The sequence below is a fragment of the Streptomyces sp. genome (assembly GCF_019510245.1).
Taxonomy (GTDB): domain Bacteria; phylum Actinomycetota; class Actinomycetes; order Streptomycetales; family Streptomycetaceae; genus Streptomyces.
Map to the genome: position 1 here is coordinate 1 of NZ_JAEKKT010000204.1, position 19837 is coordinate 19837.

The following is a 19837-nucleotide window of genomic DNA, read 5'->3' on the forward strand; positions in this document are numbered from 1 at the left end:
CTGGTCGAGCAGCACGCCGAGCGGCTCGCCGCCGACGCCGTGATCGTCTCCGACACCGGCATGTGGTCCGAGGACACCCCGACCGTGTGCACGGGCATGCGCGGGCTCGCCGAGTGCCAGATCGTCCTGCACGGCCCCGACCAGGACATCCACTCCGGCGCCTTCGGCGGCGCCGTCCCCAACCCCGCCACCGTCGCGGCCCGCCTGGTCGCCGCCCTGCACGACGAGCACGCACGCGTGGCGATCCCCGGTTTCTACGACGGCATCGTCGAGCTCAGCGACCGCGAACGGCAGCTCTGGGCCGAGCTGCCGTTCGACGAGGAGAGCTGGCTGCGCGAAGCACATTCGTACGCCACCGAGGGCGAGGCCGGACACACCACCCTGGAGCGCGTCTGGGCCCGCCCCACCGCCGAGGTCAACGGCATCGGCGGCGGCTACCAGGGCCCCGGCAGCAAGACGATCATCCCGTCCTCGGCCCTGCTGAAGCTTTCGTTCCGGCTGGTCGCCGGACAGGAACCCGAGCACATCGAGAAGATCGTCCGGGCCTGGGCCACCGAGCGGATCCCCGCCGGGATCCGCGCCGAGATCACCTTCCTGCCGGCCACCCGCCCGTGCCTGACCCCGCTCGACCACCCCGGCCTCCAATCGCTCGCCCGCGCCATGGGCCGGGCCTTCGAGGGACCGATCCGGTTCACCCGATCGGGTGGCTCGGGCCCCGCCGCGGACCTCCAGGACGTCCTCGGCGTACCCGTCCTCTTCCTGGGCATCTCCGTCCCCTCCGACGGCTGGCACGCCCCGAACGAGAAGGTCGAGCTGGACCTCCTCCTCAAGGGCGTCGAGACCAGCGCCTACCTGTGGGGCGACCTCGCCGAGAACTGGCGCCATGCCCCCTGAGCCACCGACGCCGTCCGGAGCGGCACCGTGGGCGGGGCACACTGGAAGGGCCGCCCCGCCCGCCCCGCCCCAGCCCGTTCTCCTCCCGCCCTTCGTCCCGCTGAACCGCCCGCTGACACATCCGTTGCACTGGGGGAGTTGGAAGCACCCGTGACCACCTGGACCGACCACACCGCCGACCGACCCATCTCGCTCACCGCCCCGAGCGGCATCGACCGCGCCGCCCATCACCGGCTCGACGAAGCCTGGCTCGCGGCGGCGTGGAGCCACCCCGACACCCGCTGCTTCGTGGTCTCCGGCGGCCAGGTCCTCATCGACGAGACGCCCGACGGCCGCACCGAACTCGTCATGACGCCCTCCTTCGAGGCCCCCCTCACCGAGGCGCACCGCTACTTCCTGGGCACCGACGAGGACGGCGTCAGCTACTTCGCCCTCCAGAAGGACGCCCTGCCCGGCCGCATCGACCAGTCCGCCCGCCCCGCCGGCCTGCGCGAGGCCGGACTGCTGCTCTCCCCCCGCGACGTGGGCCTGATGGTGCACGCGGTCGGCCTGGAGAACTGGCAGCGCACCCACCGCTTCTGCTCCCGCTGCGGCGAGCGCACGGTCATCGCCGCCGCCGGCCACATCCGCCGCTGCCCCGCCTGCGGCGCCGAGCACTACCCGCGCACCGACCCCGCCGTGATCATGGCCGTCACCGACGAGGAGGACCGCATCCTGCTCGGCCGCCAGGTCCACTGGCCCGAGGGCCGCTTCTCCACGCTCGCCGGCTTCGTGGAGCCCGGCGAGTCCATCGAGCAGGCGGTGCGCCGCGAGGTCTTCGAGGAGGCCGGGATCACCGTCGGCCCGGTCGAGTACGTTGCCAGCCAGCCCTGGCCGTTCCCGTCCAGCCTGATGCTCGGCTTCATGGCGCGCGCCACCACGACCGAGGTGACCGTCGACGGCGACGAGATCCACGAGGCCCGCTGGTTCTCCCGCGACGAACTCGGCGCGGCCTTCGACTCCGGCGACGTCCTGCCGCCCTACGGCATCTCCATCGCGGCCCGCCTGATCGAGATGTGGTACGGCAAGCCGCTGCCGACGAGGAGCTTCGTCTGAGACGGCCGTCATGACCGCAGCGGAGTACTGGAACCACAACGTCCACTACCACCCCGTGGTGCTGGGCGCGGTGCCGGACGGCTGCCGCACCGCCCTGGACGTCGGCTGCGGCGACGGCCTGCTCGCCGCCAAGCTCGCGACCAGGGCGGAGTCGGTGACCGGCGTGGACCGGTCGGCGGAGATGATCAGGCTGGCCGGAAAGAGGGATGCGGCGAACGTCACCTTCCTGGAGGGCGACTATCTCGACGGCGCTCTCCTCACCGAGGGGACATACGACTTCGTCAGCGCGGTCGCCGTCATCCACCACACCCCCTTCGACGACGCCGTCGACCGGCTGGTGAATCTGTTGGCGCCCGGCGGTCGGCTGGTCATCGTGGGCATGGCCTTCAACCACACCCCACTGGACTGGTTGATCAGCGGCTGCGGAGTCCCCGCGAGCCGGTTGAACGCGCTTGTGCGGGGCGGTAAGCGGGCCCCGGCGGGGATGCCCGTCGAGGACTCCCCCATGCACTGGGGAGAGGTCCGGCAGGCCACCGCACATCTGCTCCCCGGCCGCCGGTACCGGCGTCGGCTGCTGTGGCGCTACACCCTGGTGTGGGACAAGCCGGTCTGAACACGCGAAAGCGGCCCCTGGAACGAAGCAGGGGCCGCCTCGTGCGGCGAAGTGCCGGGAGAGCTACGCGCTGATCTTCTGCTTCACCTGGGCGAGCGACGGGTTCGTCAGCGTCGAGCCGTCGGCGAAGAGCACCGTGGGGACCGTCTGGTTTCCGCCATTCGCCTTCTCCACGAATGCGGCCGACTCCGGGTCCTGCTCGATGTTGATCTCGGTGTACGCGATGCCCTCGCGGTCCAGCTGGCTCTTCAGCCGGCGGCAGTAGCCGCACCACGTGGTGCTGTACATCGTCACAGTGCCCTGCATCTCGCTCGCACTCCTTCGGCAGGTCGGGGAAGGTCGTCCAGGGGAGGAACGTACGCGACCCGCCCGCCATTCCCGCAGCACGGGCCCGGGCGACGCCTGCCGCATTAGTAAGACCGCGCGGGGCGGCCTGTGGACAACCGGCACAGCCGTCTCCGGCGACCTGGCAGCATGGCCATGTGACAGCAGCAACGCACTCCTCCCTCTTCCCGCCGGTACCGGACTCTGCCGACGCGGTGCTCGAAGGGCTCGATCCCGAGCAGCGCGCGGTGGCGACCGCCCTGCACGGTCCGGTGTGTGTGCTGGCCGGGGCCGGTACCGGCAAGACCCGGGCGATCACCCACCGGATCGCCTACGGGGTGCGGGCCGGCATCCTCCAGCCGTCCAGCGTGCTCGCCGTCACCTTCACCAACCGCGCCGCCGGGGAGATGCGCGGCCGGCTGCGCCAGCTCGGCGCCCAGGGAGTGCAGGCCCGCACCTTCCACTCGGCCGCGCTGCGCCAGCTCCAGTTCTTCTGGCCGAAAGCGATCGGTGGCTCCCTGCCCCGGCTCGTCGACCGCAAGATCCAGCTCGTCGCCGACGCGGCCGCCGCCTGCCGCATCCGCCTCGACCGCGGCGAGCTGCGGGACGTCACCGCCGAGATCGAGTGGTCCAAGGTCACCCAGACCGTCCCCGCCGACTACCCCCTTGCGGCCGTGAAGGCCGGCCGGGAGGTCCCCCGAGATCCCGCCGAGATCGCCCAGCTCTACTCGGTCTACGAGGACCTCAAGCGCGACCGCACGGTCATCGACTTCGAGGACGTCCTGCTGCTGACCGTCGGCATCCTGCAGGACCGGCACGACATCGCCGACCAGGTCCGTGCCCAGTACCAGCACTTCGTCGTCGACGAGTACCAGGACGTCAGCCCGCTCCAGCAGCGGCTGCTGGAGCTGTGGCTCGGCGACCGGGACAGCCTGTGCGTCGTCGGCGACGCCAGCCAGACCATCTACTCGTTCACCGGAGCAACCCCCGACCATCTGCTCGACTTCCGTACCCGCCACCCCGGGGCCACCGTGGTCAAGCTGGTCCGCGACTACCGCTCCACCCCCCAGGTCGTCCATCTCGCCAACGGCCTGCTGGCCCAGGCCCGGGGCCGGGCCGCCGACCACCGTCTGGAGCTGATCTCGCAGCGCCCCGCCGGGCCCGAGCCCGTCTACACCGAGTACACCGACGAGCCCGCCGAGGCCGAGGGCGCCGCCCGCCGCATCCGGGAACTCGTCGACGCCGGGGTCCCGGCCGCCGAGATCGCCGTCCTCTTCCGGACGAACTCCCAGTCCGAAACCTATGAGCAGGCTCTCGCCGACGCCGGGGTGCCCTACCAGCTGCGCGGTGCCGAGCGGTTCTTCGACCGGCCCGAGGTGCGCAAGGCGGGTGTGGCCCTGCGCGCCGCGGCCCGCTTCGGCGGCAACGACGCACTGCTCGACGACACCGTGGACCTGCCCTCCCAGGTACGTGCCGTCCTCTCCGGGGAGGGCTGGACCACCGAGCCCCCGGCCGGCTCCGGCGCGGTCCGGGAGCGCTGGGAGTCACTGGCCGCCCTGGTCAACCTCGCCCACGACATCGCCGCGGCCCGGCCCGCCGCCACCCTCGCCGACTTCGTCGCCGAGCTCGACGAGCGCGCGGGTGCCCAGCACGCCCCGACCGTCCAGGGCGTCACCCTCGCCTCCCTGCACTCGGCGAAGGGCCTGGAGTGGGACGTCGTCTTCCTGGTGGGCGTCGCCGAGGGCATGGTGCCGATCTCCTATGCGAAGACCGACGAACAGATCGAGGAGGAACGCCGTCTCCTCTACGTCGGCGTGACCCGCGCCAGGGAGCGGCTCCACATCTCCTGGTCCCTGTCCCGCACCCCAGGCGGCAGACCCGGCCGCAGGCCCAGCCGGTTCCTGGACGGTCTGCGCCCCGGCTCCACCGGCACCGTCGGCCGCGCGGGCGGCGCCGGTGGCGGAGGTGTCGAACGCGGCTTCACCGGCGGTCCCGCGGCCGCGCCCCGGCGCACCCAGCGCAGTCCCGCCCGGTGCCGGGTCTGCGGACGCACGCTGACGGACGCCGGCGAGATGAAGCTGATGCGCTGCGACGGCTGCCCGTCCGACATGGACGAGGGCCTCTACGAGCGGCTGCGCGAATGGCGTGCCGACCAGGCCCGGCTCAGCGGCCAGCCCGCGTTCTGCGTCTTCACCGACAGGACGCTGATGGCCATCGCCGAGAGCGCTCCGGACGACGACCGCGAGCTGGCCCGCATCCCCGGTGTCGGGATGCGCAAGCTCAATCGTTACGGCGCCGATGTTCTGGCCATCTGCGCAGGCCAGGAGGTCGAGGGAGAAGAAGTGGGGGACTGATGCGAACTCGTCGGAAAAATAGTTTGCGCATGCCCCAGCAATCCCCATAGGTTCTAGGCACGGAAGCGGCGGCCTTCTCGAAGGCCCGGTTCCGTGTTGTACTTGCATACCCGAGCGGATCGGCTCAACACCGGTCCCCTAGACGCCGAGAGGAGGCGAGTCCAGTGATCAGCATCAAGACCAGCATCATCAGCGCGGCCAAAATGACCGATCGCTCGGCCGTCTCCGTGTGCATGCTCGGCGTCTCGAACCTGGGCACCGGTCTGTCCGGCATTCCTGCCGTGCGTCCGGCGTCCTCCGTTTCTCTCGCGGTCCTTCCCGTCCGTGAGCGCAATGAGCGACCGACGAAGGCACTGGAAGCAGTAGCGGCACAGGCCCAGGCCTATGCCTTTACGGCGGCCGGTGCCGGTAGCCGGAAGCAGACGACGCAGCACCACCTGATGTGGGCCTTCCGTGGGCCAGAACCCTGGAGTGATCCAGCCTGATCGATCAGGCCGGCGCCTTCAGGGCCGCGGAACCCCATCCGGGATCCGCGGCCCTTCTGTTTTCCCCGAACGGGGAGGGCGGACCGAAGGGGCCTCGGGGCAAGAGCAGAACCCGGTACCAGCCGCCAACCGGTCCAACCCGACCGGCACGACCAGACGAGGAAAAACAGCCGTGCAACTCGAAGCGCACGCCCCGTCCGTACCGCCTTCCGAAACGATCCCCCCGCCCGGCCTCACGGAGGACTCCACCTTGATCCCGCTCACCGCGCTCACCGCGCTCGACGACGCCATCGAGAACCTCGGCGTACCCGTCCCCTGCCGCTCCTACGACCCGGAGGTCTTCTTCGCCGAGTCGCCGGCGGACGTCGAGTACGCCAAGTCCCTCTGCCGCACCTGCCCGCTGATCGAGGCCTGCCTCGCCGGGGCCAAGGAGCGGCGTGAGCCCTGGGGCGTCTGGGGCGGCGAGCTGTTCGTCCAGGGCGTTGTCGTCGCCCGGAAGCGGCCGCGTGGCCGCCCGCGCAAGAACCCGGTCACGGCATGAACATCCACGGAACGATCGACCGTCCCCTCACGCACGATCCCAAGAAGCAGGCCCCTATGAAGCCGTCCACCAGCGAGCCCGCAGGCTCCGCGACCCCAGACTTCACCACTGCCGGTACCGACACCGGCTCGCGTCAGAACAGGACCCGAGAGATGCAACTCATCCCAGAAGCTCTGGCTCGTGCGCATATGCACGAGCGACTGCACGAGGCCGAGCAGGAACGCCGGGCCGTGCGCCTGGCGACCGCTCGCCGGATGCAGCGCCGGGCCGAGCGCGCCTCGATGCGTGCCCGCCGTGCGCTCGCCATCGCCGTGATGCAGTAACCCAGTACACCTGAAGCGGTGGCCTCCCGACCCCGGGAGGCGAAAGCTCCCCGCGGGGGCCGGTCCGGCCGAACGGACCGGCCCCCGCGGTGCGTTGTGCACGCTGATCGACCCGCGGCGGAGTTATCGTCACCAGGTGACGAGTCTTCCCGGAGGCAGTGATCACGGCGGCTCCGCCACGGAGCCCCACCCGCTCGTGTGCGCCCGCTGCGGCACCCCGGCCGACGGCCCCCTGCCCGTCACCTGGACCTGTTCCGTGGAGAACGGCGTCCGCCAGTTCTTCTGCGACGCCTGTTCCAGGGACAACCTCCGAGCGATCGAGGGCAGGCTCGACTCCTCCTGGTGGTGAACCCGGCCTCTACTTCGCCTCCGCGGCTGCCTCGGCGTCTTCGAAGTCCTCCGGTACGAACCCGGGCAGCCACGCCTCCAGTTCCTCCCGCAGCCGCACCGTCGCGCCCAGCTGGCACAGCACGCCGATGGTGCTCAGGGTCACCCGGTGTATCAGGAGGTAGGCCGGCGGCAGGTTGAGCTGCTTGCCCAGTTGGTGGGCGGGGTTGCGGGGGTCTGCGATGCGGGCCGCCTGGCTGCGCATCCAGTTGCGGGTGAAGGTGAACTCGTCGACCTGGGCCGGTTCGATGATCGGCAGCAGATAGTCAAGGACGGCGTCGGGGTCCAGCTCTATGGACTCCTTGACGAACCCTTCCGTGCGCAGCAGCTCGTAGACCGCCTCGGCGTCACCGTCCAGGGTCATCCGCAGAGAGTCGCCGATCGTGCTGGGCAGACCGCCGGAGAGACGGTCGACGGTGCCGAAGTCCAGCACGCCCAGCCGCCACTCCTCCTCGTCCTCCGGCGCACCGGGCAGCAGGCGGAAGTTGCCGGGGTGCGGGTCGGCGTGCAGCAGGCCGGTGCGGGCCGGACCCGAGAACAGGAAGCGGGCCAGGAGCTGACCGGCCCGGTCGCGCTGCTCCTGGGTACCCTCCGAGATGATCTCGGAGAGCGGTATCCCGTCGATCCACTCCGTGACCAGCACCTGGTCGCACTGGTGCACCACGGCCGGCACCACCACGTCGGGATCGCCCTCGAACTCCTCCGCGTGCGCGGCCTGGGCCTGTGCCTCCAGGGAGTAGTCCAGCTCCTCGGAGACCCGGTCGCGCAGCTCCGCGATCAGCGGCTTGATGTCCATGCCTGGGATCAGCGGCCCCAACAGGCGTGCGAAGCGGCTCAGTTGTCCCAGGTCGGAGAGGAGGGCCTCGCCGGCCCCCGGGTACTGGACCTTGACGGCGACCACCCGGCCGTCGTGCCACACCGCCCGGTGCACCTGGCCGATCGAGGCGGCCGCCGAGGGCTTGTCCTCGAACTCCAGGAACAGCTGCCGCCAGTCCGCCCCGAGGCGTTCGGTGAGCACCGCGTGCACAGTGCGGGTCGGCATCGGCGGCGCGGCGTCCTGGAGTTTGGTGAGGGCCGCCCGGTAGGGGCCGGCGACCTCCTCCGGGAGGGCCGACTCGAAGACGGACAGCGCCTGCCCGAACTTCATCGCCCCGCCCTTCAACTCCCCGAGGACCTTGAACAGTTGCTCCGCGGTGCGCTGCTGGAGCTCCCGGCCGACGATCTCCGCGGACTCGCCCACGATGCGCTTGCCCAGACCCCAGGTCGCGCGGCCGGCGAAGCCGAGCGGGAGCGCGGCGAGCTTGGCGGTCCGGGTGACCGCCTTCCGGGGAAGATCAGACATGCGCCCTCCAAGTCCCAGTCGGCCGTGCCGCGTCCGCGTGCTCTCGTCGCTCCGCCGACGGCCGTTGCACCACCATTGTCGCGTGTGGATCCCCGTTGGTTGAGGAGTGTTCCCCCTTAGCTTTCTCCGCCGCTCCGCACGGGCATGCGGGGTGCGGCCAGACCGGCCGCGCGTGCCAGTGCAGAACCGGCACGGACGCCTCCCAGCGCGCCCCCGTGCCGGCCGGCGACTCCCCGTCGAGGAAGGCCAGGGCGTGTGCGGCGGCCAGCCCGGCCACGGCCGCCGCCAGCGTCAGATCGCAGGCGCCCACCCGGCGGGCCTGTCCGGACCGCCACTGGGCGATCAGGCGCGGCCAGGCCGGATCCCGGTCCGTGCGGTGCTCGTGCAGACAGCGGGCGCAGCCCGTCCCGCCGGGCAGCACGAGGGGGCCGACCACACCCGTGCCCTCCACGACACCCGTGTAGAGATGAGGGGTCCCCGAGGCCATGAGCGGCTCGGCGGCGCGTGCGTCCGGGGCGTGCACCAGGACGTCGTCGCGCGGGGCGATGATCACCAGTGCCAGGCCGGGCTCCTCCACGGCCGGGTCCGGGCGGCGCGGCGGGCGGTCCGGGGCCGCCCGGCGGACCACTCTGCGCGCCGCCTCTGCACGGCGCTCGCCGACCGCCTCCGCCGGCAGCCCACCCGGCGCCACGTCCCACGGCTGGACCCGGCCCACGTCGCGCACGTCGACCTCGCCGACACCCGCGCCCGAGAGCAGCGCGGCCAGCGTCACACCGACCCGGCCGGCGCCGTCCACCCGCACCCGCAGCGCCCGCCGGGCCGCCAGCCGGCCGATCGCCCCGCCCGGCTCCGGAGTGATCAGGGAGAGCGAGGCGAGATCGGGTCGCAGCCGGTCCAGCACCCCCTGCTTCTCACGCAACGCCCGTGCCGCAGGCCCGCCGCCCTGTGCGTCGTCGACCAGTCCGGCCCGCGACAGCCGCTCCACCAGCACGTCGACATGGCCGTCCGGCAGGTCCAAGCGGCGCCCCTCCTCGCGCAGCAGCTCAAGCCCCCGGGCGCCGTTGAGCAGGTCCAGGAAGCTTCCCGTCGCCGTGTCCATCGGCCCCAGTGTCATCGCGTGCGCGGGAGTCATCCCGAACTGCACGGTGTTGAGGTCGCGCCAGCCGCGCCGCAGCGCGGGCTTCACCAACGGATGCATGACAGGCCCCCGTAGCCCTCGAAAGGTCACAGAACGTCTTCGTGTGCCGGTGGAGCCGGTCCCGCTCCGCCGACGAGTGCCAGCATGCCCGCGCCGCCCGGCGGGCGCCGAAAGTTGTCCACAGGCGGTGAGTATTCGTCGTACAAATCAGACGCATGGTGGGGGATCGGCACCGAACCGTTCCGGACCCGGGACTTCCCCCGTGTGCAGCGGGTAACGTCGGGGCGTGCCCGCCGACCCACTGCACCGCGCCGGAAAGCCACAGCGCAGCACGACGAGCCAGCCGCCCAGCGGCCTGGGGGCGAGCGCGATCGAGGTTCGCAGGAGCGCCCGGCGCCGCCGGACCGTTTCTGCGTACCGCGAGGGCGATCGCACCGTCGTGCTGATCCCCGCCCGGATGTCCGAGGCGGAGGAGAAACGCTGGGTGACCGTCATGCTCAACAAACTCGCTGCCCAGGAGAGCAAGCGACTCCTGGGCGACACCGAGCTGTCCGAGCGCGCCGAGCGGCTTTCGGCCCAGTACTTCGGCGGCCGGGCCCGCCCCGCCTCGGTGCGCTGGGTCACCAACCAGAACACCCGCTGGGGCTCGTGCACCCCTTCCGAAGGCAGCATCCGCCTCTCGCACCGGCTCCAGGGCATGCCCGAGTACGTCGTCGACTACGTGCTCTGCCACGAACTGGCGCACCTGCTGGTGCCGGGTCACGGCCCCCGGTTCTGGCGGCTGCTGGAGGCGTATCCGCGCACCGAGCGCGCCCGCGGCTACCTCGAAGGGGTGGTCGCGGCCGACCGGCTGCCCCAGGTGCCCGGCGCGCGCGACGAGTGACACGCCCCGGCAGCGCTTTCTTCGGGTCCGCTGAGCGCGGTTGTGTACCGGGTCTGTACCGACTTCTTCCGATGTCCGAGTTAGCCGTTAGCCTGGCGCGACGCACTCACATTCGGGATGGGGGACGGTCGTAACGCATGGCCAGGGAATTCCAACGCGGCCACAAGGCCAGGATCAGTGACCTCACGGCCGGCACGGATCTGTACGTAGGCGTGCAGATCTCCGGCCCCGGGCTGACCTTCGACATCAGCTGCTTCGGCCTCGACGCCGACGAACGGCTGTCGGACGACCGCTACTTCGTCTTCTTCAACCAGCCGAAGTCGCCCGAGGAGTCCATCCAGTTGCTCGGCGGCCAGGCGGGCGACACGGAGTCCTTCCGGGTCACGCTGGACCGGGTCCCGCCGCAGATCCAGAAGCTGGCGTTCACGGCGACCATCGACGGTGCCGGGCAGATGTCGCAGGTCGCCCCCGGATACATCCGGATCGTCGCGGGCGGCGAGGAGGTGGCCCGGTACTCCTTCAACGGCTCGGAGTTCTCCACCGAGCGCGCCGTCATGCTCGGCGACTTCTACCTCAAGGACGTGTGGCGCTTCGCCGCCGTCGGCCAGGGTTTCGACGGTGGTCTGGAGGCGCTGCTGAAGAACTTCGGCGGCGAGGTGGTGGAGGAGGAGGCGCCCGCCGCGCCGGAACCGCAGCAGCCGCAGACCGGGTCCGCATCCGGCTTCGCGCCGCCCGCGTTCGGGGTTCCCTCCGCACCGTCGTCCGCGCCCGCCCCGCCGCCCGCACCGGCTCCCGCGCCCGCGCCCGCGCCCCAGGGCTTCACCCCGCCGCCGGCCCCCGGTCCGGTGCCGGCTTCGAACGTGCACCACGCGCCCACCGTCATCGCCCCGTTGACCCCGCCGGCGCCCGGCACGGTGCCGCCCCCGTCCCCGGCGCCCGCGCCCTACGGACAGCCGCCCGCCCCGCCCGGCTACGGCCAGCCCCTGGCGCTCCCGCAGACGCCGGGCCCGCCGCCCGGATACCCGCAGGCGCCCCAGGCCCCGACCCCGCCCCCGGGCTACGGTCAGCAGCCGCAGTTCGGCCAGGTCCCCGGGCAGCAGGCCTACGCGGTCCCGCAGGGTGCTCCCCAGGGCGGTGCCGGTGTCGGTGCCGCGCTCCAGAAGTTCAAGGAGACGCCCACCGGGCAGCGCTGGACCCCGCAGAACAGCAAGCTCATCCGCGCCGACCTCGGGATGGGCGGGCAGCCGGTGCTGGCCCGGCAGGGCAGCATGGTGCTCTACCAGGGCAAGGTCGACTTCAGCTACAAGGGCGCCGGGTTCGCCGGCCGGATCGTGGGCAACGCCACCGGCCAGGAGATGCAGCTGATGCGCTGCACCGGCAACGGCCAGGTGTTCTTCGCCGAGAACTCCGCCCATCTGCACCCGATCGAGCTCCAGGGCGACGCGATCTGCGTCTCCGCCGAGAGCGTCCTCGCCTTCGACGAGAGCCTCCAGTACGAGGTCCGCCGCATCGAGGGGCACGGCATCCCCGGCGGCGCGCTGTTCACGATGCAGTTCCAGGGCACCGGCACCATCGTCGTCAAGACGCACGGCACGCCCGTCGTGCTGCCCGTGACGCCGACGACCTTCGCCGACTGCAACGCGATCGTGGCCTGGTCGGCGGCCTCCCAGGTGATCGTCTCCAGCCAGGTCCGGATGCGCCGCAACGCCTATCCGGGCGACACCGGGGAGAGCGTCAACCTGCAGTTCCGGGGCGCGCCCGGCAACTTCATCGTCGTCCAGCCGTACGAGGTCTGAGGGAGCCCGTCATGAACCAGCCGCTCGCGGGCTACGCCCCCGCACCCGTCACCGCCCGTATGGAGAACCACGGCGACCACATGCTCAAGGTCGCCATGCAGACCGGCAACGACCTCCTCGCGCGCGTGGGGTCGATGGTCGCCTACGAGGGCTTCGTCCAGTACGAGCCCAACCCGCCGGCCGTGCGCCAGATCGCCCGGGACTGGATGACCGGTGAAGGCGCGCCCCTGATGAAGTGCTCCGGCGACGGCCTGCTCTACCTCGCCGACTACGGCGCGAACGTCGTCGTCATCAACCTCGACGGCGACGGCATCTCCGTCAACGCCACCAACCTGCTCGCCTTCGACGCGCACCTGACGTGGGGCGTGGAGCGGGTCAAGGGGCTCGCGAAGTTCGCCGGTCAGGGCCTGTGGAACACCAAGATCTCCGGGCAGGGCTGGGTCGCGCTGACCTCCCGGGGCAAGCCGATCGTCGTCGACTGCGGCGGCGGCGAGGACGAGACGTACGTCGACCCGGACGCGCTGGTCGCCTGGTCCCCGAACCTCAAGGTGAAGGGCAAGCGCAGCTTCAAGGCGCAGTCGCTGATCGGCCGGGGCAGCGGCGAGGCCTACCAGATGGCCTTCTCCGGCCAGGGCATCGTCGTCGTCCAGCCCAGCGAGGACAGCACCGACCGCCTCCGGTTCCGGGGCTGAGGGGGAGTCAGGAAACCATGCAGAGCCCGCTTTTCGCCTTCAACGACTCCCAGGCCCGGGACCGCTACAGCCTGCAGAACAAGCAGATGCTGCGCGTCGTCCTGGAGGGCCACGACGACATCCTCGCCCGCAAGGGCACCATGGTCGCCTACCAGGGGCTCGTCGAGTTCGACGCCGAGTACCAGGGGCACAACCAGGCACGCGCGCGTGCGTACACCGGCGAGGGCCTGGACCTGATGCGCTGCCACGGGCAGGGCACGGTCTACTTCGCCAACCTCGCCCAGCACATCCACGTCCTGGACGTGGAGCAGGACGGCCTGACCGTGGACAGCGGCTACGTCCTCGCCATGGACTCCTCGCTGCACCACGAGGTCGTCGCCGTCGACAGCCTCTACGGCATCTCCGGGTCCGGGAAGTACCAGCTCAACATCACCGGACGCGGCCAGGTGGCCCTGATGACCTCGGGCGCGCCGCTGCTGATGCAGGTCACGCCCGACAAGTACGTGAACTGCGACGCGGACGCGATCGTCGCCTGGTCCACCGGGCTGCGCGTCCAGATGCAGGCCCAGACGCATTCCTCGGGCGTGTGGCGGCGCCGCGGCAGCACCGGGGAGGGCTGGGAGCTGAGCTTCATGGGAAGTGGCTTCGCGTTGGTCCAGCCGAGTGAACTGCTGCCGCCGCAGCACGCCCAGATCGGCCAGGGCCTCGCCGCCCAGTTCGGCATGGGCCAGCAGGGCGCGCGCGGGATGAACCAGGGCAACGTCTGGAGCTGAGGGGCACGAAGGCCCGCAAAGTAAGGGGCGCCCGCCGTGGCGGGCGCCCCTTACACATGGGTCAACGGCTCTGAAATCCCGGTTCAGAGTCGCGCGCGGGTGCCTTCCAGCAGCCGCACGACCGAGCCGTCGGCGACCTCCGGCACCTCGTCGTAGGCGAACCAGCGCAGGTCGAGGGACTCGTCGCTGATCGCGTGGGTGGCGCCCCGCGGGGCGAGGGCCGCGTACTGGACGTCGAAGTGCCAGTGGCACGGTGCCGGGATCGGATGCCGGTCCAGGCGGACCGGGCCGCCCGGCAGCAGCGTGAGCCCGGGGATTCCGGACTCCTCGGTCGCCTCCCGCAGCGCCGCCGCCGCCAGGGTGGCGTCGCCCGGCTCGCAGTGGCCGCCCATCTGCAGCCACATCCGCAGCTTCCTGTGCAGGGTCAGCAGCACCCGTCCGTGCTCGGGGTCGACGATCAGCGCGCTCGCCGTGACATGGCCGGCGTGACACGCCTTCCACATGCCGTCCGGGTGTGCCGCGAGGTGGTCCAGATACTCCTGGCGCAGCTCGTCCTGGCCCTCGTACCCCTTGAGGACGAGGACCGCCTCGTCGTACAGGCTCACTCGGGGTCGTCGCCCTTGTCCTGCTCGTCCTGCCCCTGGTCGTCCTGCTTGCGCAGGTCGGGCTTCTGCGCGGCCTCGCCGAGCATCTTGTCCAGCTCGGAGAAGTCCAGCTGCTCGCGGTGCACGAAGCCGTCCGGGTCGTCCAGGTCGGACGCCGTCGGCAGCATGTCCGGGTGCGCCCACAGCGCGTCCCGGCCGTCGACACCGCGCGCGTCCGTGAGCGAGGCCCACAGGCGGGAGGCGTCGCGCAGCCGGCGCGGACGCAGCTCCAGGCCGATCAGGGTGGCGAAGGTCTGCTCGGCGGGGCCGCCCGTGGCCCGGCGTCGGCGCAGGGTCTCGCGCAGCGCGTCGGCGGACGACAGGCGCGGCTTCGCGGCCGCGTGGACCACCGCGTCCACCCAGCCCTCGACGAGCGCCAGAGCCGTCTCCAGACGGGCCAGGGCGGCCTTCTGCTCGGGCGTGTCCTCGGGCTGGAACATGCCCTGCTGGAGCGCGTCCTGGAGCTGCTCGGGGTTCTGCGGGTCGAACTGGCCGACCACGTCCTCCAGCTTGGCCGTGTCGACCTTGATGCCGCGCGCGTACCCGTCGACCGCGCCGAACAGGTGCGAGCGCAGCCACGGCACGTGCGAGAACAGGCGCTGGTGGGCCGCCTCGCGCAGTGCGAGATACAGCCGCACCTCCTCCTTCGGCACACCGAGGTCCTTGCCGAACGCCTCGATGTTCACCGGCAGCAGCGCGGCCTTGCCGGCCGGGCTCAGCGGCAGGCCGATGTCGGTCGAACCGACGACCTCGCCCGCGAGCACGCCCACGGCCTGCCCGATCTGGGTGCCGAACATGGCGCCGCCCATCGAGCGCATCATGCCGATCAGCGGGCCCGCCATGGCCTGCATCTCCTCCGGCAGGACGTCGCCCATCGCGGCGCCGACCCGCTCGGCGACCGGGTCGACCAGCTCCTGCCAGGCCGGCAGCGTCGCCTCGACCCACTCCGCACGCGACCACGCCACGGCCGAACCGGAACCCGACGGCAGCGACGTCGCGTCGTCCAGCCACAGGTCGGCCAGCCGGACGGCCTCCTGGACCGCGGTGCGCTCGGCGGGACCGACGCTCGCGTCCTTGACGCCGTCCGAGGTGCCCTGGGAGACCGTCTGGCGGGCGATCTGCTTGGCCATGTCCCAGTTCACCGGGCCGCCCTCGTACGAGAGCATCTGGCCCAGCTGCTGGAAGGCCGCGCCCAGGTCGGTGGGGTTCAGCGAACCGAACATGGCAGCGAACGGATTGTCGGCGCCGGGGCCGCCGAAGCCGCCGGCTCCGGGCGTGCCGAAACCGAACGGGTTGGCCGGTCCCTGCCCACCACCGCTCTGCTGGTCCTTCTTCTTGCCCTCGTCGCCGTCCTCCGGCTCCTCCGGCGGAAGGCCGAAACCGAATGGGGTGTCACTCACGGGAATCCTCGGCTGGTAAGGCCACCGGTTCTCTCCGGCGGCGCGGCTGCCCGACAACACCACCCAGCGTAGACACCCCGGCCCGATCGGGCCTCGGTGCTTCGCCGACAGTCGGCCTGCGGCAGGATGGTTGCCACCTGGTACGTACGCGTCACTCACGCTCGTACTGAAGACAACCGCTGGAGACGCCCGGTGAGTTCCCCAGATCCGCAGGTTCGCGCAGCGCGAAACCACACAACCCCTCCCGCGGGGCGCGGGCCCGTCGTCGCCGTCACCGGCGCCGCGACCGGGGTCGGCGCGCTGCTCACCGAGCGGCTGGCCGCGTCCGAGGAGATCAGGCAGGTCATCGCCATCGACGAGCGGCGCGGGGAGTGCGCGGCCGCCCAGTGGCACATCCTCGACGTACGGGATCCGGCCATCGCGGACAAGCTGCGCGGGGCCGATGTGGTGGTGCACCTCGCGCTCGACCTGGACCTGGAGACCGACCCGGCCGCCCGTACGGCCTACAACGTGCGCGGGACGCAGACCGTGCTGACCGCGGCGGCCGCGGCCGGCGTGCACCGCGTGGTGCTGTGCACCTCCGCGATGGTGTACGGCGCGCTGCCCGACAACGAGCTGCCCCTGTCGGAGGACGCGGAGCTGCGGGCCACCGCGGAGGCCACCGGGGTCGGCGACCTGCTGGAGATCGAGCGGCTCGCGCGCCGGGCGCCCCGCGCGCATCCGGGGCTCAACGTCACCGTCGTGCGCCCCGCGGTGCTGGTCGGGGGCACCGATACCGCGCTGACCAGGTATTTCGAGTCTCCTCGGCTGCTTGTCGTGGCCGGGTCGCGGCCTGCCTGGCAGTTCTGTCATGTCGAGGATCTGTGCAGTGCGCTGGAGTACGCCGTCCTGGAGAAGGTCGAGGGGGAACTCGCCGTCGGGTGCGACGGGTGGCTGGAGCAGGAGGAGGTCGAGGAGCTCAGCGGGGTGCGGCGGATGGAGCTGCCGTCGGCCGTGGCGCTGGGGGCGGCGGCCCGGCTGCACCGGATCGGTCTGACGCCGTCGCCGGCCGGGGATCTCGCGTACACGATGTATCCGTGGGTGGTGAGCGGGAGCCGGCTGCACGACGCCGGGTGGCGGCCGGGGTGGACGAACGAGGAGGTGCTGGCCGAGTTGCTGGAGGAGGTGGCTGGGCGGCACACGGTGGTCGGGCGGCGGCTGGGGCGGAAGGACGCGACGGCCGCGGGGGCGGCGGGGGCGACGGTCGCGTTGCTGGGGGCGGCGGCTGTGGTGCGGCGGGCGCGGAAGGCTCGGCGGCGGATCTGAGGGGGGGGGCTCGTTCCCGCCGCCCCCGGACCCCCGCTTCGGCCTGAACGTCCTCGTCCTCAAACGCCGGACGGGCCGACATGTGGTGCCCGGCGGCCTGGATGTCCGTCGGTGCTGTAGGAGTCTCCAAAGACGCACGCGCGTGTGCTGGTGTCGGGTGTGTTCCGTGTGGTCCTGGGCTTGCGGCACGATGGGGGTATGGCTGCTGTGAGTGATCATCCTGGAGAGCGGGGCGCTGACGATCCCGTGAAGCTGATCGGGATTCGGGAGAGTGCGCTCTCCGTGGACGAGGTCTTCGCGGCCGTGGGGGACGACGCGGCCGGAGGGATCGCGCTGTTCGTGGGGACGGTGCGGAACCACGACGGGGGCGTTGATGTGGACGCGCTCGGCTATTCGTGTCATCCCAGTGCGGAGAGCGAGATGCGGCGGATCGCCGAGAAGGTCGTCGCCGAGTACCCCGTGCGGGCCCTGGCCGCCGTGCATCGGGTGGGGGACCTGCGGGTGGGTGATCTCGCCGTGGTCGTCGGTGTGTCGTGTCCGCATCGGGGGGACGCCTTTGAAGCTTGTCGAAAGCTGATCGACGACCTCAAGCACGAGGTGCCCATCTGGAAGCACCAGAAGTTCTCGGATGGGACGGAGGAATGGGTCGGGGCCTGCTGAGGGACCCCTGTCCGGCCTCCGCTTGCGTAACCGTACCCCTCGCGTGAGCGTTGTCGGTACGGGTGATTAGTCTGGTGATCAGTCAGTCGCGGACGCTCATGGGGTTGGGAGGTCGGCATGGCGGCGCTCGTCTGGTTGCTGATCCCGCTGGTGGCGGCGGTCGGCGCCGGTCTGTGGGGCAGCTGGGCCAACCGGACCAGGAGAGCGCGCAGCGACGGGCCGGAACTCGACGGGTACGCGCGCTTCCGCGAGGCCATGGAGAAGTCCCGCTCCGGCAGCTGAGGACGGTCGGGGCGCGTGTGACGGGTGGCCCTGACGGTGCGCTGACAGACCCGTCCCGTACTGTCTTCGCATGCCACGCCGCACCGCGACGATGCTCGCCTCCACCCTGATGCTGATCGCACTCCTGTGCGCCGGAGTGCTCATCAACGTGCCGTACTCGGAGATGTCTCCCGGACCGACCGTGAACACGCTCGGGGACCACGACGGCGAGCCGGTGCTGGAGATCTCCGGTCACAGGACCTATGCGACCTCCGGGCATCTGAACATGACCACGGTGCGGGTCACCAGTGCCGACTACAAGATGAACCTCGTCGAGGCGGTCTACGGGTGGCTCTCGCACGACAACAAGATCGTGCCGCACGACACGCTGTACCCGGACGGCAAGACGGAGCAGCAGTCCACCCAGGAGAACGCCGAGGAGTTCAGCCAGTCGCAGGAGAGCGCCAAGGTCGCCGCGCTCAAGGAGCTGGGCGTCCCGGTGAAGTCCTGGGTGATCGTCTCCACGGTTCTCAAGGGCTCGCCGGCCGAGGGCAAGCTGCACGCCGGTGACGTGATCAAGGCCGTCGACGGCACGGCGGTCAAGCAGCCGGCCGACGTCGCCACGCTGGTGACCAAGCACAAGCCCGGCCAGGACGTGGTCTTCACCGTCGTGCCGGCCAAGGAGCAGGCCGCCGCCGAGAAGGCGAACAAGACGGCCACCCGGACCGAGAAGGTCACGGTCACCACGACCACCTCCGACGACAGCGGCGAGAAGCGCGCCATCGTCGGGATCTCCGCCGGGACCGATCACACGTTCCCCTTCTCCATCGACATCAAGCTCGCCGATGTCGGCGGACCGAGCGCCGGGCTGATGTTCTCGCTCGGGATCTACGACAAGCTCACCCCGGGCAGCCTCACCGGCGGCAAGTTCGTCGCCGGTACCGGCACGATCGACGACGACGGCACCGTCGGTCCGATCGGCGGCATCTCGATGAAGACCATCGGCGCGCGCAGCAAGGGCGCCCAGTACTTCCTGACCCCGGCCGACAACTGCGCCGAGGCCGCCAAGGACACCCCGGGCGGGCTCACCCTCGTCAAGGTCAAGACCATCGGCGACGCCCTCGGCGCCCTCAAGGACATCCGCAGCGGGGACACCGGCGCCCTGCCGAAGTGCACCGCGAAGGGCTGAGAGGGCGTACACGCAGCCGGGGGCGCCCTTCCTGACGGGGGCGCCCCCGGCTGCCGTCCGGCGGCGGCTCAGTCCTCGAACGTCGCCTTCAGCGCGTCCGCCAGGCCCGGGACCAGCTCGGGGCCGGTGAGGACTTCCGTTGGCGAGTCCTTCTCGCGCAGCCGTACCGCCGAGTCGCGGCTGCCGTCGCGCAGCACGGCGACCGTCATCCGGACCTCCTGGCGCTCGGGGTGGCTCGCCACCCACTGGGCCAGCCTGGCCTCGTTCAGCCCCTCGGGGACCTGGGACTCGGCCGACGGCGGCAGCATCAGCCGCTCCACCGTGAGCGCGCAGCCCACCACCGCGTCCGGCCAGGCGATGGTGCCCAGGAACTCGTCCAGCGCCTTGTCCGTTGGCACTTCGTCCTGCTCGATCGGGGTGAGACCGGTGGTCGCGGACGCGTCCTCCAGACCGAGCTGGGCGGCGAGAGCCGGTTCCTGGGCGCGCAGCCGCGTGGTGTCGACGAGGGCGAAGAGGCGAGCGGGCTGGTCCCAGCCGAGGCCGGAGGCGTACTCGTCGATCTCGAGGACGGCCCGGGTGAGCGGGTTGGCTGCCATGGGAGTGTTGGACATGGTCACAATCCTGCCTCGTTCATGGCCGGAATCGGGAACCGAGTAAGCCGTGAGTAAGTTGCATAGGTGTGGCCCCGCGATCACTGGGGGACACGTCGGGCCGGCGAACAAGAGCGCCTGACGCAAC

The 19837-nt window shown here is 71.4% G+C and carries 22 protein-coding genes; 16 read left to right on the plus strand and 6 right to left on the minus strand.

The window, feature by feature from the left end:
• The 3 genes from JF597_RS41075 to JF597_RS41085 all read left to right on the plus strand — a co-directional run.
• Positions 1 to 894, plus strand: an 894-nt coding sequence (locus JF597_RS41075; RefSeq protein WP_294008721.1) for a M20/M25/M40 family metallo-hydrolase, incomplete at its 5' end; no start/stop codon positions are given.
• Positions 895 to 1044: 150 nt separating this feature from the next.
• Positions 1045 to 1989, plus strand: a complete 945-nt coding sequence (nudC, locus tag JF597_RS41080; RefSeq protein ID WP_294008723.1) for an NAD(+) diphosphatase — start codon at positions 1045 to 1047, stop codon at positions 1987 to 1989.
• Positions 1990 to 1999: 10 nt separating this feature from the next.
• Positions 2000 to 2602: a class I SAM-dependent methyltransferase gene (locus tag JF597_RS41085; RefSeq protein WP_294008725.1), complete on the plus strand. Its 603-nt coding sequence runs from the start codon at positions 2000 to 2002 to the stop codon at positions 2600 to 2602.
• A gap of 63 nt (positions 2603 to 2665) precedes the next feature.
• Here JF597_RS41085 and JF597_RS41090 read toward each other — a convergent pair whose 3' ends face one another.
• A complete protein-coding gene (locus JF597_RS41090; protein ID WP_093499206.1) occupies positions 2666 to 2908 on the minus strand; it encodes a mycoredoxin in 243 nt (80 codons plus the stop codon).
• 176 nt (positions 2909 to 3084) lie between these two features.
• Between JF597_RS41090 and JF597_RS41095 the strand changes: the two genes are divergently transcribed.
• The 5 genes from JF597_RS41095 to JF597_RS41115 all read left to right on the plus strand — a co-directional run bounded on the left by JF597_RS41095 (position 3085) and on the right by JF597_RS41115 (position 6978).
• The gene (locus tag JF597_RS41095; RefSeq protein ID WP_294008729.1) at positions 3085 to 5280 is read left to right on the plus strand and encodes an ATP-dependent DNA helicase UvrD2; all 2196 of its coding nucleotides are present in this window, start codon (positions 3085 to 3087) and stop codon (positions 5278 to 5280) included.
• A gap of 164 nt (positions 5281 to 5444) precedes the next feature.
• On the plus strand, positions 5445 to 5765 hold the full coding sequence (locus JF597_RS41100; protein WP_294008731.1) for a hypothetical protein: 321 nt from the start codon (positions 5445 to 5447) through the stop codon (positions 5763 to 5765).
• A 172-nt stretch (positions 5766 to 5937) separates the two neighbouring features.
• Entirely contained in the window at positions 5938 to 6306 is a 369-nt protein-coding gene (locus JF597_RS41105) for a WhiB family transcriptional regulator (RefSeq protein WP_010984500.1), read from the plus strand.
• A complete protein-coding gene (locus JF597_RS41110) occupies positions 6303 to 6629 on the plus strand; it encodes a hypothetical protein (protein ID WP_294008740.1) in 327 nt (108 codons plus the stop codon). Before JF597_RS41105 ends, JF597_RS41110 begins: the two co-directional genes overlap by 4 nt.
• A gap of 136 nt (positions 6630 to 6765) precedes the next feature.
• Positions 6766 to 6978 carry a hypothetical protein gene (locus JF597_RS41115; protein ID WP_294008742.1) on the plus strand — a complete coding sequence of 71 codons (213 nt, stop codon included), beginning with the start codon at positions 6766 to 6768 and terminating at the stop codon, positions 6976 to 6978.
• Positions 6979 to 6987: 9 nt separating this feature from the next.
• Here the strand turns inward: JF597_RS41115 and JF597_RS41120 are convergent, their stop codons facing one another.
• Both JF597_RS41120 and JF597_RS41125 read right to left on the minus strand, forming a co-directional pair.
• Positions 6988 to 8358: an AarF/ABC1/UbiB kinase family protein gene (locus tag JF597_RS41120; protein ID WP_294008744.1), complete on the minus strand. Its 1371-nt coding sequence runs from the start codon at positions 8356 to 8358 to the stop codon at positions 6988 to 6990.
• Entirely contained in the window at positions 8351 to 9556 is a 1206-nt protein-coding gene (locus tag JF597_RS41125) for a TOMM precursor leader peptide-binding protein (protein ID WP_294008746.1), read from the minus strand. The genes JF597_RS41120 and JF597_RS41125 overlap by 8 nt, the downstream gene beginning before the upstream one ends.
• A 226-nt stretch (positions 9557 to 9782) precedes the next feature.
• Between JF597_RS41125 and JF597_RS41130 the strand changes: the two genes are divergently transcribed.
• From JF597_RS41130 to JF597_RS41145, 4 genes are all read left to right on the plus strand, one after another.
• A complete protein-coding gene (locus JF597_RS41130; protein WP_294008748.1) occupies positions 9783 to 10379 on the plus strand; it encodes a M48 family metallopeptidase in 597 nt (198 codons plus the stop codon).
• Positions 10380 to 10516: 137 nt separating this feature from the next.
• The gene (locus JF597_RS41135) at positions 10517 to 12175 is read left to right on the plus strand and encodes a TerD family protein (protein ID WP_294008750.1); all 1659 of its coding nucleotides are present in this window, start codon (positions 10517 to 10519) and stop codon (positions 12173 to 12175) included.
• 11 nt (positions 12176 to 12186) lie between these two features.
• Positions 12187 to 12867: an AIM24 family protein gene (locus tag JF597_RS41140; RefSeq protein WP_123974282.1), complete on the plus strand. Its 681-nt coding sequence runs from the start codon at positions 12187 to 12189 to the stop codon at positions 12865 to 12867.
• 17 nt (positions 12868 to 12884) lie between these two features.
• Positions 12885 to 13640, plus strand: coding sequence for an AIM24 family protein (locus JF597_RS41145; RefSeq protein WP_294008754.1), 756 nt, complete (start codon positions 12885 to 12887; stop codon positions 13638 to 13640).
• A gap of 83 nt (positions 13641 to 13723) precedes the next feature.
• On the opposite strand, the gene JF597_RS41150 is transcribed toward JF597_RS41145, so the two are convergent.
• On the minus strand, positions 13724 to 14245 hold the full coding sequence (locus JF597_RS41150; protein WP_294008756.1) for an NUDIX hydrolase: 522 nt from the start codon (positions 14243 to 14245) through the stop codon (positions 13724 to 13726).
• Positions 14242 to 15684 carry a zinc-dependent metalloprotease gene (locus tag JF597_RS41155; RefSeq protein WP_294008758.1) on the minus strand — a complete coding sequence of 481 codons (1443 nt, stop codon included), beginning with the start codon at positions 15682 to 15684 and terminating at the stop codon, positions 14242 to 14244. Before JF597_RS41155 ends, JF597_RS41150 begins: the two co-directional genes overlap by 4 nt.
• 192 nt (positions 15685 to 15876) lie before the next feature.
• On the opposite strand from JF597_RS41155, the gene JF597_RS41160 reads away from it, so the two are divergent.
• The 4 genes from JF597_RS41160 to JF597_RS41175 all read left to right on the plus strand — a co-directional run bounded on the left by JF597_RS41160 (position 15877) and on the right by JF597_RS41175 (position 19099).
• Positions 15877 to 16989, plus strand: coding sequence for an SDR family oxidoreductase (locus JF597_RS41160; protein ID WP_294008760.1), 1113 nt, complete (start codon positions 15877 to 15879; stop codon positions 16987 to 16989).
• Between the two features lie 198 nt (positions 16990 to 17187).
• Positions 17188 to 17649, plus strand: a complete 462-nt coding sequence (locus JF597_RS41165; protein WP_294008830.1) for a molybdenum cofactor biosynthesis protein MoaE — start codon at positions 17188 to 17190, stop codon at positions 17647 to 17649.
• A gap of 117 nt (positions 17650 to 17766) precedes the next feature.
• On the plus strand, positions 17767 to 17931 hold the full coding sequence (locus JF597_RS41170; protein WP_294008764.1) for a hypothetical protein: 165 nt from the start codon (positions 17767 to 17769) through the stop codon (positions 17929 to 17931).
• A 70-nt stretch (positions 17932 to 18001) separates the two neighbouring features.
• Positions 18002 to 19099 carry a PDZ domain-containing protein gene (locus JF597_RS41175; protein WP_294008766.1) on the plus strand — a complete coding sequence of 366 codons (1098 nt, stop codon included), beginning with the start codon at positions 18002 to 18004 and terminating at the stop codon, positions 19097 to 19099.
• Positions 19100 to 19167: 68 nt separating this feature from the next.
• Here the strand turns inward: JF597_RS41175 and JF597_RS41180 are convergent, their stop codons facing one another.
• On the minus strand, positions 19168 to 19710 hold the full coding sequence (locus tag JF597_RS41180) for a PPA1309 family protein (RefSeq protein ID WP_294008768.1): 543 nt from the start codon (positions 19708 to 19710) through the stop codon (positions 19168 to 19170).
• Positions 19711 to 19837 lie beyond the last annotated feature (127 nt).